At 42.3% G+C, this 13,807-nt stretch carries 13 protein-coding genes; 9 read left to right on the top strand and 4 right to left on the bottom strand.

Translation table 11 applies throughout. The features are described 5' to 3' along the window. Window positions 1-98 precede the first annotated feature (98 nt). The 3 genes from NST09_RS17805 (at window position 99) to NST09_RS17795 (ending at window position 3,229) form a co-directional block, all read left to right on the top strand. A complete protein-coding gene (locus tag NST09_RS17805; RefSeq protein ID WP_342493169.1) occupies window positions 99-1,310 on the top strand; it encodes an FtsW/RodA/SpoVE family cell cycle protein in 1,212 nt (403 codons plus the stop codon). A 110-nt stretch (window positions 1,311-1,420) separates the two neighbouring features. Then, entirely contained in the window at window positions 1,421-2,170 is a 750-nt protein-coding gene (nfsA, locus tag NST09_RS17800; protein ID WP_342493168.1) for an oxygen-insensitive NADPH nitroreductase, read from the top strand. A 54-nt stretch (window positions 2,171-2,224) separates the two neighbouring features. Then, window positions 2,225-3,229: an LLM class flavin-dependent oxidoreductase gene (locus tag NST09_RS17795; RefSeq protein ID WP_046345037.1), complete on the top strand. Its 1,005-nt coding sequence runs from the start codon at window positions 2,225-2,227 to the stop codon at window positions 3,227-3,229. An 11-nt stretch (window positions 3,230-3,240) separates the two neighbouring features. Here NST09_RS17795 and NST09_RS17790 read toward each other — a convergent pair whose 3' ends face one another. Together NST09_RS17790 and NST09_RS17785 are read right to left on the bottom strand one after the other, a co-directional pair. After that, complete coding sequence (locus NST09_RS17790; RefSeq protein WP_017360133.1) at window positions 3,241-3,468, bottom strand: hypothetical protein; 228 nt, start codon at window positions 3,466-3,468, stop codon at window positions 3,241-3,243. An 81-nt stretch (window positions 3,469-3,549) separates the two neighbouring features. After that, window positions 3,550-5,973 carry a S8 family serine peptidase gene (locus NST09_RS17785; RefSeq protein WP_342493167.1) on the bottom strand — a complete coding sequence of 808 codons (2,424 nt, stop codon included), beginning with the start codon at window positions 5,971-5,973 and terminating at the stop codon, window positions 3,550-3,552. 501 nt (window positions 5,974-6,474) lie between these two features. Between NST09_RS17785 and NST09_RS17780 the strand changes: the two genes are divergently transcribed. From NST09_RS17780 to NST09_RS17755, 6 genes are all read left to right on the top strand, one after another. Then, window positions 6,475-6,753 carry a hypothetical protein gene (locus NST09_RS17780; protein ID WP_025208181.1) on the top strand — a complete coding sequence of 93 codons (279 nt, stop codon included), beginning with the start codon at window positions 6,475-6,477 and terminating at the stop codon, window positions 6,751-6,753. 51 nt (window positions 6,754-6,804) lie between these two features. Further along, entirely contained in the window at window positions 6,805-7,638 is an 834-nt protein-coding gene (locus NST09_RS17775; RefSeq protein WP_008345476.1) for a PRD domain-containing protein, read from the top strand. A gap of 255 nt (window positions 7,639-7,893) precedes the next feature. Further along, entirely contained in the window at window positions 7,894-9,282 is a 1,389-nt protein-coding gene (locus NST09_RS17770) for a sucrose-specific PTS transporter subunit IIBC (protein WP_007497804.1), read from the top strand. 19 nt (window positions 9,283-9,301) lie between these two features. Then, window positions 9,302-10,759 (top strand): sucrose-6-phosphate hydrolase, encoded by a 1,458-nt coding sequence (locus NST09_RS17765; RefSeq protein ID WP_342493166.1) that lies wholly within the window; start codon window positions 9,302-9,304, stop codon window positions 10,757-10,759. A 187-nt stretch (window positions 10,760-10,946) separates the two neighbouring features. Continuing rightward, complete coding sequence (locus tag NST09_RS17760; RefSeq protein WP_008359596.1) at window positions 10,947-11,201, top strand: hypothetical protein; 255 nt, start codon at window positions 10,947-10,949, stop codon at window positions 11,199-11,201. A 154-nt stretch (window positions 11,202-11,355) separates the two neighbouring features. Continuing rightward, window positions 11,356-12,432: a chitobiase/beta-hexosaminidase C-terminal domain-containing protein gene (locus NST09_RS17755; protein WP_025208178.1), complete on the top strand. Its 1,077-nt coding sequence runs from the start codon at window positions 11,356-11,358 to the stop codon at window positions 12,430-12,432. 46 nt (window positions 12,433-12,478) lie between these two features. Here the strand turns inward: NST09_RS17755 and NST09_RS17750 are convergent, their stop codons facing one another. Continuing rightward, window positions 12,479-13,288 carry a bifunctional hydroxymethylpyrimidine kinase/phosphomethylpyrimidine kinase gene (locus NST09_RS17750; protein WP_060832744.1) on the bottom strand — a complete coding sequence of 270 codons (810 nt, stop codon included), beginning with the start codon at window positions 13,286-13,288 and terminating at the stop codon, window positions 12,479-12,481. A 126-nt stretch (window positions 13,289-13,414) separates the two neighbouring features. After that, complete coding sequence (locus NST09_RS17745; RefSeq protein ID WP_057078895.1) at window positions 13,415-13,720, bottom strand: general stress protein; 306 nt, start codon at window positions 13,718-13,720, stop codon at window positions 13,415-13,417. Window positions 13,721-13,807 lie beyond the last annotated feature (87 nt).

Below are 13,807 nucleotides of genomic sequence, written 5' to 3'. Positions count from 1 at the left end.
GTGTCACTTCCGTCATATTTAAGGTGAGTTGCTTTTGTGAAAATTTCAATCTAATATAAATAAGGGCTTTTATGTTTTGTAATAAGGGTGGTTAGTTCATGAACAAGCAGAATACATCTCCTTACTATCAAGGAGATTTGATTTTTATATTTTTAGCCTTCTTTGCCATCAGTGTCATCGCTATTTATGCTGCGGGACAGTTTGGGCAATATGGATCTAATGCATGGACCAGACAGATCATTTACTACATGGTCGGGGTCATCTGTATTGTGGCTATTAATTACTTCGATCTGGAACAATTAGAAAAGTTAAGCCTATATATTTTTATAGGCGGCATTATGCTCTTAATTCTTTTAAAAATTGCTCCTGCACAAATTGCAGGTCATGATTTTGCTCCAATTAAAAATGGTGCAAAAAGTTGGTTTGTGTTACCGGGAATTGGAACATTTCAGCCTTCAGAGTTCATGAAAATTGGTTTGATTATGATGCTCGCCTCTGTCATTGGGAAGGCAACCCCAAGAGGAAAACGAACATTAGAAGATGATATTTTCCTACTATTAAAAATTGCCGGCGTGGCTGCTGTACCAGTCGGACTCATCTTTTTGCAAGATGCAGGTACGGCTGCGGTATGTATGTTTATTGTCGTTGTCATGGTCTTTTTATCAGGGGTCAACTGGAAATTGATCTCTCTCATCGGTTCAGTGGTTGTGCTTTTAGTTGCCGCTGTGTTAGCCGTGATTATTCTATTCCCTGATTTCGCACAAAAGATCGGGATTCAGCAGTATCAGATCAACCGGATTACCGCTTGGCTGCCTGATCGTTCTTCGACAGCCAACCAAGCCCAGACACAGGATGCATCTGGATCGGATAAATATCAAGTCGAGCAAGCCATTATGGCAATTGGGGCAGGACAAATTTTCGGGAACGGTGTTAAGAACTTAAAAGTATATGTTCCAGAAGCTCAGACAGATATGATTTTCTCTATCATAGGGGAAGCCTTTGGTTTTGTCGGCTGCGCATTTGTGGTCATCATGTTCTTCTTCCTGATTTACAGGCTTGTTGTGTTGATTGACCGTATCCATCCTTATAGCCGGTTTGCGTCATTTTTCTGTGTAGGATATACAGCATTGATTGTCATCCATACATTCCAGAACATTGGTATGAACATAGGCGTCATGCCTGTAACGGGGATACCGCTCTTATTCATCAGCTTCGGGGGAAGCTCTGTTTTATCTGTTCTTATTGGATTTGGTATCGCCTATAATGCAAGTGTTCAATTAACGAAATATCAAAGTTATTTATTTAAATAAAACGGGTAAAGGGCAGTCTAAGAGTAGGCTGCCTTTTTGGCGTGAGTTCTAACTTTTGAAAAGCAATATTCATTTGAATTATGATAGTAGGAGTGAAGGAGGTCTTCGAATTGAATAAAACGATAGAAACCATCTTAAATCATCGGTCCATCCGTTCGTTTACAGATGAGCGTCTGACAGAGGAAGAGGTGCTGACACTTATCAAAAGTGCGCAGGCTGCTTCGACATCAAGCTATGTACAGGCGTATAGTATCATTGGTGTAACAGATCAGGAGAAGAAGGCGAAGCTTGCTGAACTGGCTGGAAATCAGCCATACGTTGAGAAGAATGGGCATTTTTTTGTTTTTTGTGCAGACTTGAAACGCCACGACTATATCGCAAAAAAAGCAGGGAAAAACCATCAAGAAGCGCTTGAGAATACTGAAGCCTTTCTTATCAGTGTGATTGATGCGGCGCTCGCTGCGCAAAATGTCAGTGTCGCAGCAGAATCTATGGGACTTGGCATCTGCTATATCGGCGGACTGCGTAATCAGCTGAAGGAAGTATCCGAATTACTTGAAACGCCTTCCTATGTGCTGCCGCTATTCGGCCTGGCCATAGGACATCCTGCCAATCAATCATCTCAAAAGGAACGGCTGCCCGTTGAGCTGATCTACCATGAAAACACATATCAGCAGGACGAAGCTCATGTGGATCGTTATTTAAAAGAATACGATGATCGTATTTCATCATATTATGAAGAACGAACAAACGGTGAGAGAAAAGATACATGGTCTGAGCAAATGCTTCGAGGCTTTAGCCAGCCAAAACGTGCCTTCCTCGGAGATTTTGTGAAAGAGAAGGGCTTTAATCGAAAATAAATCAGGAAATCCCCCTTTCGAGTGAGAGAGGGGGATTTGTGTAGGAGGTGCGACATCATGAAATTAAGTATACTGGATCAATCTCCTTTGATTGGAGATGCGACGCCTGCTGAGGCACTGAAGCAAACCGTCGAGCTGGCGAAGCAGGCAGAGAAATGGGGCTATCATCGTTTTTGGGTATCAGAGCACCACTTTTCAAACCGGCTCGCAGGATCGAGTCCAGAGGTGCTTCTCGGTCATTTATCTGCTGTGACGTCACATATCCGTATTGGTTCAGGCGGCGTCATGCTGCCCCACTACAGTGCCTATAAAGTAGCAGAGAACTTCAGAGTGCTCGAAGCCTTGGCTCCGGGCAGAATTGATCTTGGCATTGGACGTGCTCCTGGAGGTATGCCGATCTCCTCCATTGCCCTTCATCATGGAGAACGGAAGCGACTTGGTGATCAATACCCTGAGCAGGTAGAAGAATTGAAGGTGTATTTACATGATTTAGCCGATGAATTTTATCCGCTTCCTCACTTGACCGCTTCTCCGAAGGTAGAAACTGCCCCAGAGGTATGGATGCTAGGTTCCTCTGGAGGAAGTGCACGGCTTGCTGCAAAAGCAGGTGCAGGCTATACGTTTGCTCTTTTCATTAATGGAGAAGGCGGAGAAGACTCTGTGTCACAGTATATCAGCCGATTTGAACCTTCAGAATTTGGTGATGAGCCGCGTGTCAGTCTTGCGGTCTTCGTTTTATGTGCAGAAACAGAGGAACAGGCAGAAAAATTGGCGGTCAGCTTAGATTTATCATTATTAGCCAACGAGCAAGGACAGAACCTAGGCGGCTTTCCTTCATTTGAACAGGCAAAGGCCTATTCCTACAGTCCATATGAACAAAAACGAGTAGCAGCCAATCGACAGAGAATGGTTGTTGGCACACCATCTTCTGTGAAGCAGCAACTGACAGCACTCGCAAAGGTGTATCGTACAGATGAAGTGATCGCTGTGACCATCACACATCACATGCAAGACCGTCTCACATCGTATCGTTTATTAAAAGAAGCTTTTGACGCATAACGTATGTAAATTTACCGTCTGCGCAGCCAATAAAAGGGATAGAGGAGCATCATGGTGAGAATAAAGGCAGCTGTCACCGCCAAGCTAAGCGGATAAATGCAGGTGGTATAGACAGTCAGTTCACATGCTTGATGAAAAGGACGAGGCTGTTTTGCATGTAAAAAGGTAAAAAAATAAACCAAGGTGATCGTGAGAAAAAAAGCCGTCATAAAAGAAACGATCCATAGCCATATCAACATGAATTTCTCTTTCCTCCATACATGATAGAAAAGCCTTGTTGAGCTGATGGGCTCATACAAGGCTTTTTATGTGATTCTTGTTTATTCAGGATAAATATCGAATGGTTCTTTTGTTTGAACCGTATCTGATTTGCCTTTCAGGCTTGCATACGCAAGCATTGTATACTCACTTGCTTCTAACTTCTGTCCTTTATTGATCGTGCCATTCCATTTCACACGATGCTCTCCTTTATCAACATGTTGATAAACTCCTGCTTCACCTAAATACTCTCCATCTGTCGAGTAGACGAGGAATGCAAGGTTTTCAGCACCGCCTGGGAGATAGCTGCTAATAACATAGCTTCCAGCACGGTTATCCGGCTCTACGGAAACCGAAGTGACGCGCGGGTAATCAGGCTCTTTTACAATCAATAAAGTAGGGATTTCAGTGACCTTTCTGCCATTTTCGCGAATGGTGATACTGCCTTGGTACGTTCCTTTTTTCGTTTTTCCATAATTCACTTGTACTGCGGAAGTAAAGGACCCTGTGGAATTCCCTTTTACTGTGATTTTTTTCGTGCCGTTTGTGCTAATGCCGTTGCCATCGAACTTGTAATCAATGGTATAGGTTTTCGGTGCTTTTGACAGGTTTTCTACCTTGAACTTCTTCGTTTTGATTTGAACGCCCTTTTCTTTTAAGAAAGTGCCGTACGAATAGCTTGCATCAGACACAATAGAAGACGCTTGAAGTGATTCGATGATTCGAACGCTGCCTGTGCCCTGCGTATTGTGAGGGAACGGGCTGCCATTTGGGTCATACAATGTTTCTGCTGTATTCATCATCAGCGCTTTAATTTGCTCTGTAGAATACGATGGTTTTGCTTGTTTAATAATCGCTGCTACTCCGGCTACATGAGGAGATGCCATGCTTGTTCCTTGCTTCGATCCATAGCCGTATGGCTGAGAAGGATCGTGTGTCGGAATGGTGCTGACAATACTCACGCCAGGTGCTGAAAGATCTGGTTTGATCATCCACGTATCGACAACAGGTCCGCGAGATGAGAAGTCAGCGACTTGTTCACTTAACTCTTTCACAAATTGAATCGAGAAAGTCGTTGTATTGTTACCAGCCTCAATGGCTTTAACAAGCGCTGTTCCTTCCGCTTTTGACAGCTTAATCGTCGGAAGGGCCAGACCTGGTACATCCACAGGGATTTCTCCATCGGTATTGTTGTACATGACAACGCCGATCGCACCAGCAGCTTTCGCATTGTCCACTTTATCAACAAAGGCAATGGCTCCACGTTCAATCACTACCACCTTTCCTTTGACATCGATGTTTTCAAAAGCTTTTTCGTCACCGATGCCTGCTTGGACGAGTGTGACTTGTTTTTGGTCAAGTGCTTTTAAATCATTTTCTTGATAGTAGCCCATCACTTTTGCTGTTGAATAGTTCGGGAATTTCACGTTGTATAAACTGTACGGAAGCTGAGTGGCTCCGACAGAAATAGCATCTCTTGATGTCCCAGGAGATCCAACGGTCCAGCTGTTTGGCCCGCTGTTTCCATTTGATGTCACAGCGACAACCCCTTCAGACATGGCCCAATCCAGTGCGATGCTTGTTGCATAATCAGGGTTATTCACACTGTTTCCAAGAGAGAGGTTCATGACATCGGCTCCGTCAGTGACAGCCCGGTCGATGCCTGCTAGGACATTTTCAGTTGTTCCTGATCCGCCTGGTCCAAGGACACGGTAGGCGAGAAGGGTAGCATCTTTTGCGACACCTTTAATTTGTCCATTTGCCGCAATTGTTCCTGCGACGTGTGTACCATGATCTGTCGATTCGCCTCTAGGATCTCCTTTTGGTGTTTCTTGTGGAGAATAGTCATTATCAACAAAGTCATAGCCTTTGTATAATCCGAAGTTTCCTTTTAAATCAGGGTGGGTATAATCTACTCCAGTATCAATGACAGCGACTTTTACTCCTTTTCCAGAGTAGCCGGCATCCCAAGCTTTTGGGGCACCGATAAATGGGGCGCTTTTATCCATGAGTGGAGAGACATCCTCATTAGGAAGCTGGACGCTTTTCTTTTTCACTTCATCTGTTTGATATGTAACATCCGGATAAACGGCTTTTACTCCGTCAACTGCGAGCAGTTTCGGGATTTCGTTTGCAGGAAGTTTCATAGAGAAACCAGAGAAGACTTTTTCATATTCTTGATGAACACTCGCTTTATCTAGCTTTTTGAGTGCTGCATTCTTTACTTTCGTTCGAGATTTTTTGAGGGAGGCCTTTGTTTGTGTTTCGCCTTCTTGCTTGGCTTCAACTAAGGATTTTTCCTTTAATTCAACAATGACAGTGGTGTGTTTTCTAGACTTAACATTGATTTCGCCGAAGATTTCTGCTTTTTCCAGTTCCACCTGTTTGTTCGATGGAGCGGCAGCAGCCTGACCTGAAAAGAATGTGGATAAGGTAAAAATAGTGGAGAACAATAGAACAGAAGAACGAGAGATTACTTTTTTCAATTAATTTTCCCCTTTCTAGCTGTGTATTTAGGGAGATAGCCTTTCTTTTTGTGGATAAATAGGAAAGATTCACTGCCCGTTATTAAGTATTCCATACGATGAAACCAATTCCTTTACTAAAATGGTCTTATTTTACATAGTCATAAAGAACTATTTTGTTTATAAAGTCACACTTATGCACAATAATCTGTTGATAACTCGATTATTCAGATATATATATGGAAAATAAAAAAATCTCATACACAAAATCTAGTAAGAGGGTGTTGATATGTGGATAAACCCTGTTGATAAGATGTGCTTATCTTTGGGATAGTGTGTGTATAAAATTTTCATAGAAACATTGTGAAACATGCTCATCTTCTGCACTTTTCAACAAAACTTCTGAAAACTAGTTCGTTTTTTCACCCAGATTGTGACAAACCTCTCTTTTTTCTCGGGATATGATAGGAACAGTTAATTTGCTAGAACTGCTAGATTCTAAGGAAAGCGGAGGGATGTTCAGTGAAGAAATGGAAGAACTGGTTGAGTGTATGGTTTGGTTTTGTGATGAATGTGCTTGTGAATCCTGGTGAGCTGCTGAAGAAGCAAGGGGTGAAAGTGGCAGCAGTGGATGGAGGATTCTTTCTTGCGGTGAATGAGAGAAAGCTAGAGAAACTGGCAGATGAAAAGAAGAAGAAGCGCAGGACAGAAAAGCCGTTTCAAGAAAGTCTGATGATGCTTGATGAAAAGACAACGAGAGAGGCTCGTGCCGGTCCGTTCTTATCTTTACAGAAAAGTTGAAACAGGGTAAAATCCCACATAAGACACGTTATCTGTGGGAGAGGATGCCCCTTGAAGATATATAAAATATTGAATAACAATGCAGTGGTTGTAAAGGAGGGTGATCAGGAGAAAATTGTGATGGGGCCCGGAATTGCTTTTCAGAAGGGGAAAAATGACGTCGTTCCCGTTCAAAAAATAGAGAAGATTTTTGTTGTGCGTGAAGAAAATGAGAAATTCAAACAAATTCTTGCGACATTGCCAGAAGCGCATATTGAGGTGGCAGAGCATATTATTAGTTATGCAGAGGGTGAACTCATGATGCCGCTCAGTGATCATATCCACATTTCACTGACAGATCATTTATCCTTTGCCATTGAACGCGTTCAAAAAGGCATTGTGCTATATAATAAATTGCTTGGTGAGATCAAAGTCTTATATAAGCAGGAATATGATATTGGAAAGTATGCCATTCGTTATGTAAAGGAGCGGCTTGGGGTTGACCTGCCGGACGATGAGGCAGGGTATGTGGCACTTCATATTCATACGGCCAAAATGAATACGGAGTCCATGAAGAAGACGGTCAAATACACAACGATGATCAAAGAAATGATCGAGCATATCGAAAGCGTTTTTGAGCGCTCGATTGATGAGGATAGTATTTCATATCAGCGGCTTGTGACACATTTGAGGTATGCATTAGGCAGGTTGGAATCGAATGAAGCATTTCAAATCATGGACGATGACATGCTGACTTTTATCCAAACAAAGTATGATTCGGCTTACCGGTGTGCACTTGGACTGGCTGATTTGCTGAAAAAAGAATATGGACTTCATCTCCCTAAATCGGAGATCGGCTACATCACGCTGCATGTCCAGCGTCTGCAGGATGCCGAATTGGTGTAAAGGTTGTGCCTGTCCGCAGGCTTTTTTTTATGCACACTACTCTAATTAGTGTATATGGGTCATTTGATTCGAAAAAATAGGTTGACGCAGGTCACGCTCTTATACTATGATGAAAGCGTAATCAAAAACCAATATCGTGGGATTGTGACTGTCAGGCAGGCAAGACCTAAAATTTGCGTAACGAGGGGACGTGTATGTCCTTTCATCGTTGGTGAATTTTAGGTCTTTTTTGTTTTAAAAAAAGGGGGAGAAAACATGGATTATCAAAAAACAGCCAAAGAATTAACAACATTATTAGGCGGCAAAGAAAATGTCATTAGCGCAACACATTGTGCCACACGACTCCGATTGGTGATGAAAGATGAGGCGTTGATTGACAAAGATGCCATTGAAGAACTTGAGGGTGTGAAGGGTGCCTTCTCAAGCTCGGGTCAATTCCAGATCATATTTGGAACAGGTTCTGTCAACAAAGTATATGAGCCTTTTGCTCGTGAGACGGGTCTTGAGGCAGACGACGAGAATCAAAAACCTGCCAGCCATGATGAAGCCGTGAAGCAAAAAATGAATCCACTTGCACGTTTTGCCAAGACGCTATCGAATATTTTTGTACCAATCATTCCAGCGATTGTAGCAAGCGGTTTATTAATGGGCCTATTAGGCATGATGAAAGCCTTCAAATGGGCTGATCCAAGCTCTGCCATCTTCCAAATGCTAGATATGTTCTCAAGTGCTGCCTTTATCATTTTACCGATTTTAATTGGGGTTAGTGCAGCCAAAGAGTTTGGTGGAAATCCATATTTAGGAGCTGTCATTGGGGGCATTATGATTCACCCGAGCTTGCTGAATCCATGGGGACTGACAGACGCAAAACCAGAATATATGCATCTATTCAACTTTGATATTGCGCTTCTTGGTTACCAAGGAACGGTCATTCCCGTGTTATTAACTGTGTATATCATGTGCGTGATTGAAAAGAACTTAAGAAAAGTTGTGCCGAACAGTATTGATTTACTTGTGACGCCGTTTGTGACGGTGATTGTGACTGGATTTGTGACGTTTATTGCTGTAGGACCGCTAGGGAGAATGCTCGGTACAGGAATCTCAAATGCACTCACTTATGTTTATGATCATGCAGGATTCTTAGCTGGACTTATTTTTGGAGGTGCTTATTCTTTAATTGTACTGACAGGTGTTCATCATAGCTTCCATGCGATTGAGGCAGGACTTCTAAATGATATTGGACGGAATTATTTGCTGCCGATCTGGGCCATGTCCAACGTCGCTCAAGGCGGAGCTGGGCTAGCGGTCTTTTTCTTAGCAAAGCGTGCAAAAACGAAAGAAATTGCTTTACCAGCAGCATTTTCTGCTTTCTTAGGTATTACTGAGCCGGTCATATTCGGTGTGAATCTTCGTTATCGTAAGCCATTTATTGCTGCAATGATCGGAGGTGCATTAGGCGGGGCGTTTGTCGTCTTCACGAAGGTAGCCGCCAACGCTTATGGTTTAACAGGGATTCCGATGATTGCCATTGCAGCTCCATTCGGTTTACAAAATGTGGTAAATTATGTTATTGGTATGTTAATAGCTGTTGCTGTTTCATTTATTCTTACCATCATCTTTAAAGTCAAAGAAGTCGAAAAATAATCAAGGAGTGGTCACAGTGATGACAACAATGGACGCAGCACTTCGTCAAAAGGTAACAGATCGTATTCGAAACTATGAGCATTTGGTGAAAAAAGATGTGTACCGTCAGAACTTCCATTTAATGCCGCCAGTCGGTCTTTTAAATGACCCGAATGGATTGATTCAGTGGAAGGGAGTCTACCATGTGTTTTATCAATGGCAGCCATTTAAAACAGGACATGGGGCAAAATTCTGGGGTCACTACACATCAACCGATCTAGTGAATTGGCAGCATGAAGAGGCTGCCCTCACCCCAAGTGATTGGTTTGATCAAAATGGCTGTTATTCTGGCAGTGCAGTCATTGACGATGGTCGTATGTATGTGATGTATACCGGAAATGTCCGTGACGAGCAAGGGAATCGTGAGACATATCAATGTTTAGCTGTGTCAGAGGATGGGGTTCATTTTGAGAAAAAAGGTGTCGTGGCGACTTTGCCAGCGGGATTCACTGCACATTTTCGTGACCCGAAGGTGTGGAAGCGGAATGGAAAGTGGTACATGGTCCTTGGAGCACAAAGTGAAGATCTCAAAGGACATCTTGTCTTATTCACATCTGATACATTAGACAATTGGACGTTTCAAGGCATTATTGCAGGCAGTGGAAAGAATGGATTAGATCATTTCGGATACATGTGGGAATGTCCAGATCTGTTTGAATTAGACGGTCAGGATGTATTGATCGTGTCACCACAGGGGCTGAAGCCTGATGGATTCAAATACAACAATACACATCAATCTGGTTATTTTGTTGGTACATTGGATGATCGTACCTACCAATATACGCATGGAGCGTTTGAGGAGCTGGATCGTGGCTTTGACTTTTATGCACAGCAGACTTTTCAAGATGAATCGGGCAGACGCATTTTAATGGGATGGATGGGTGTACCAGATCAAGGGGAAGAGCATCATCCAACCATTTCTTATCAATGGATCCATTGTTTGACGATTCCGAGAGAGCTTCGTTTAGATGATGAAGGACGTCTTATTCAAAAGCCGGTAAGTGAACTTCGATCTATGCGGACAAATGAGCAGGAGCATGTTTTTCACGTTAAACGATCTGTTCATTCCATTCCTGTTGAAGATTTGACGAGCGCAGAGGTATTCATTGATCAAATTGAAACACACAAAGGATTTGAATGCTGTATCCGTGCTGCTGCTCGTATCATTTATGATAAAGATGAAGGCAAACTAACGTTAGAGCGAGATCGATTTGAAGATCGAACAAAGGAAGTTCGTGAAGTAGAAATTGAGGAATTACAGGATTTGCATATCTTTATTGATGCATCATCGATTGAGATTTTTGTCAACGGAGGCCGGGAAGTATTTACTGCACGTTACTTTCCTTCCCCGGGAAATAAATCAATCTCCATCAGTGGTAGAAATGAAACGAAGCTTAAATTGAAGACGTGGCATTTGCAAAAAGAAGCAGATCATTGATCTGCTTTTTCTAGTGAGATCAGCCTGTATCTTAAAGCCTATATCATGTATATACAAGGTTGGCCTAAAGCGGTTTGATGACGTTTTACATATATGATAACAGGTTCAATTATGGTATCATTTTAAAATATATACAGCTGAGGCTGACGTTTATCCAAATGCGGTAGGACAAAAAGGGGTTGTTTACTTGAATTCAAAACAGCAGCCGACGACTAGAAAACGCTTGGAGACAATGGCAGATCATGTTGAAGATAAACGTGAAGAATATAAAGAATTGCTGATTCAAGTCCAATCTATTCTCGGTGAACCTTCTCTAGAGCAGGAAGAATTAAAAGAGAAGCTGTCAGATACGTATAAACAAATGAAAGAATATGCCTTATTTGTTGAATCCATTGAAGCCTTTATTCGAAAAATGGCGAAAGAATCTGATCAGCAAAAGTAGGTAAAAAAGTATGGTGAAAGAGTGTACCTGGGAGCGGGTATGCTTTTTTTATTTTAGTCAGATCATTCAGAAATTTAAATGAAAGCGTTGACATTTCTTTTGTCATGATACAAAATAAATAAAAATTCATCTGAGCATATACAGGAGGAACGATATGAACCATGCAACCAAGAAATGTCTGATCACCTTTATCATTGTGCTATTTTCTATGAGTTTTCTTCATCCTTCCGTTTCATCTGCCCGAACGCAACACACATCATTTTTTACACCTACTGCCTCCGTACCATCTGGTCAATATTATCGCTCACAAGAGGTGGCACTCCATTCCCAGGTGCCAAAAGCTTCTCTTTATTACACAACAGATGGCAGCCAGCCGACAACTCAAAGTCAGCGATATACAAAGCCTATTCATATCGATACCGATACGACTTTAAAAGTAAGCGTTTACAAAAATAGACATCGCTTAGCTACGTCTACATACAATTATCGTTTTGTCACACGAGAGGACATTGCCTCATCATTTTTATCTTTTGAATATCAAGGAATGCCTTATCGGTTATACATTCCGAAAAATCATAAGAGGGGTAAAGCTTATCCTCTCGTCCTGTTCTTACATGGAGGAGGGGAGCGGGGAACTGATAATCAAAAGCAGTTACTTGCAAATGATGGTGCAGTCTTATGGGCTTCTCCTGAAGTTCAAAAGAAACATCCTGCATACGTACTAGCACCTCAGGCTCGAAATGCTGTGGATGGGGGTTTTGCTTTAACAAGAAACGCGCAAAATGAAATCGACCTGACAAATGTGTTTCAATTTTCACCAGATTTACACAAAGCGTATGAAGTGCTTCAGCATGTGTTAACTTCTTATCAGATTGATCAGAAAAGGATTTATGCGACTGGTTTATCTCAAGGCGGATTTGGCTCGTATCAGTTAAACATCACATATCCTCGTTTGTTTGCAGCGATGATTCCTATTGCGGGGGGTGCAGATCCAAGTAAGGCAGGAATTTTAGCGAACAAGCCAATATGGGCATTTCATGCAGAGGATGATTCCATTATTCCTATCAGTTATGCGAGAAATACAATTCAAGCGATTCAAAAAGCTGGTGGAAGACCGATTTATACCGAGTATGCAAGCAAGTATGGGTATGATCATGCATCATGGACGCCTGCTTATGAGACGCCAGGCTTAACAGATTGGTTATTTGCACAGAGACTCAGCTTACGATAAACAAAAAAAACCGATTCACCCAAGCGGCGGATCGGTTTTTTTTGTTTTATTTGTCCAAACGATGTGCGGAATGTTTCGTTGGTCCGATGTATTCGTTTAGTTGGAAAGAGCCTTTAATGGCAGCTGTGATGAATTCTTTTGCTGCATAAATGGCTTCTTTCACGTCTGAGCCGTTTGCTAGTTCAGCTGTGACTGCGGCTGAGAATGTGCAGCCTGCACCGTGTGTGTATTCTGTGTCGATCTTATCTGTTTCAAGGCGTTCGAAGGTTTGTCCATCATAAAGCAAATCAATCGCTTTATCAGGGCTTAGCTTACCGCCGCCAGTGATGACCACATACTTTGCACCAAGTTCATGGATGCGTTTTGCGGCTTCTTCCATTTGTTCCAAAGTTTTGATCTCGCCAATGCCGCTTAATTGACCTGCTTCGAAAAGGTTAGGTGTGATAACTGTTGCCAGTGGCGTGAGCTTTTCGCGCAATGCTTCAGCGTGCTCTGGGTAAAGGACTTCGTTCGCACCTTTACATACCATAACAGGATCAATGACGACATTTTTCAGCTCATATGTTTTGATCGTTTCAGCTGCGAGTTCAATGACGTCAACTGTTGGCAGCATACCTGTTTTTAACGCATCTACACCGATGCCTTCCACGATCGTTGAGAGCTGTGCGCGGATGGTTGATGTATCGATTGGAAACACTTGATGATCCCAGTTGTTATGAGGATCCATTGCAACGACAACGGTTAAAGCTGTCATCCCGTAGACGTTTTTTTCTTGAAACGTTTTTAAATCTGCTTGGATACCTGCACCGCCGCTTGAATCCGAACCTGCGATGGTGAGTGCTTTATTCATAGACATAGTTGCTGAACCTCCAATGTGATGTGTAACAGTTACTGTTCTACCCCTTATTATAATCAGCTTTTCCATTTATCACAATGAAACGGCATAAAAAAGCGTTCCACTCTTCATGGAACGCCTCATTCTTTATCTTTTACAAATCACCAATTTCCCTTTTTTCAGCTCCTCTAAAAGCGTTAAGGCTAATTCTTGATCGGCGCCGGTCGACATGATTTTGGCCATCAGTTCATCATCCCTGGTGCGAATGATATTGGCCATTTGATCTAAAATCCCTTGATCGACAGCTGTCATGCTCTTTGCTTCCGTGTACTCAGTAACGGTATCAGAGCGTTCGGGGTCATACGCAAAAACAAACACATCGTCCTTTGCTGATTGTATCTGTTCGATCGTCTGTTTGGCTTCTTTACTATTCTCAACTGTGAAAAATTCCATCATCATCACTCCTTTTCATCAAAAATTCCCATTTTCTCGATCAATCAAACCGCCTTTTATATCATGAGAAGAAAGCCGATTTATGTT

Source organism: Bacillus sp. FSL W7-1346 (assembly GCF_038593335.1).
Classification (GTDB): Bacteria; Bacillota; Bacilli; order Bacillales; family Bacillaceae; genus Bacillus; species Bacillus altitudinis.
This window is presented reverse-complemented; position numbering and strand designations above follow the sequence as displayed.

Coding starts and splice junctions, on each gene's coding strand:
- NST09_RS17770 (WP_007497804.1), top strand. CDS start 7,894: ATGGATTATCAAAAAACAGCCAAAGAATTAACAACATTATTAGGCGGC.
- NST09_RS17805 (WP_342493169.1), top strand. CDS start 99: ATGAACAAGCAGAATACATCTCCTTACTATCAAGGAGATTTGATTTTT.
- NST09_RS17745 (WP_057078895.1), bottom strand. CDS start 13,720: ATGGAATTTTTCACAGTTGAGAATAGTAAAGAAGCCAAACAGACGATC.
- NST09_RS17765 (WP_342493166.1), top strand. CDS start 9,302: ATGACAACAATGGACGCAGCACTTCGTCAAAAGGTAACAGATCGTATT.
- NST09_RS17750 (WP_060832744.1), bottom strand. CDS start 13,288: ATGTCTATGAATAAAGCACTCACCATCGCAGGTTCGGATTCAAGCGGC.
- NST09_RS17755 (WP_025208178.1), top strand. CDS start 11,356: ATGAACCATGCAACCAAGAAATGTCTGATCACCTTTATCATTGTGCTA.
- NST09_RS17790 (WP_017360133.1), bottom strand. CDS start 3,468: ATGTTGATATGGCTATGGATCGTTTCTTTTATGACGGCTTTTTTTCTC.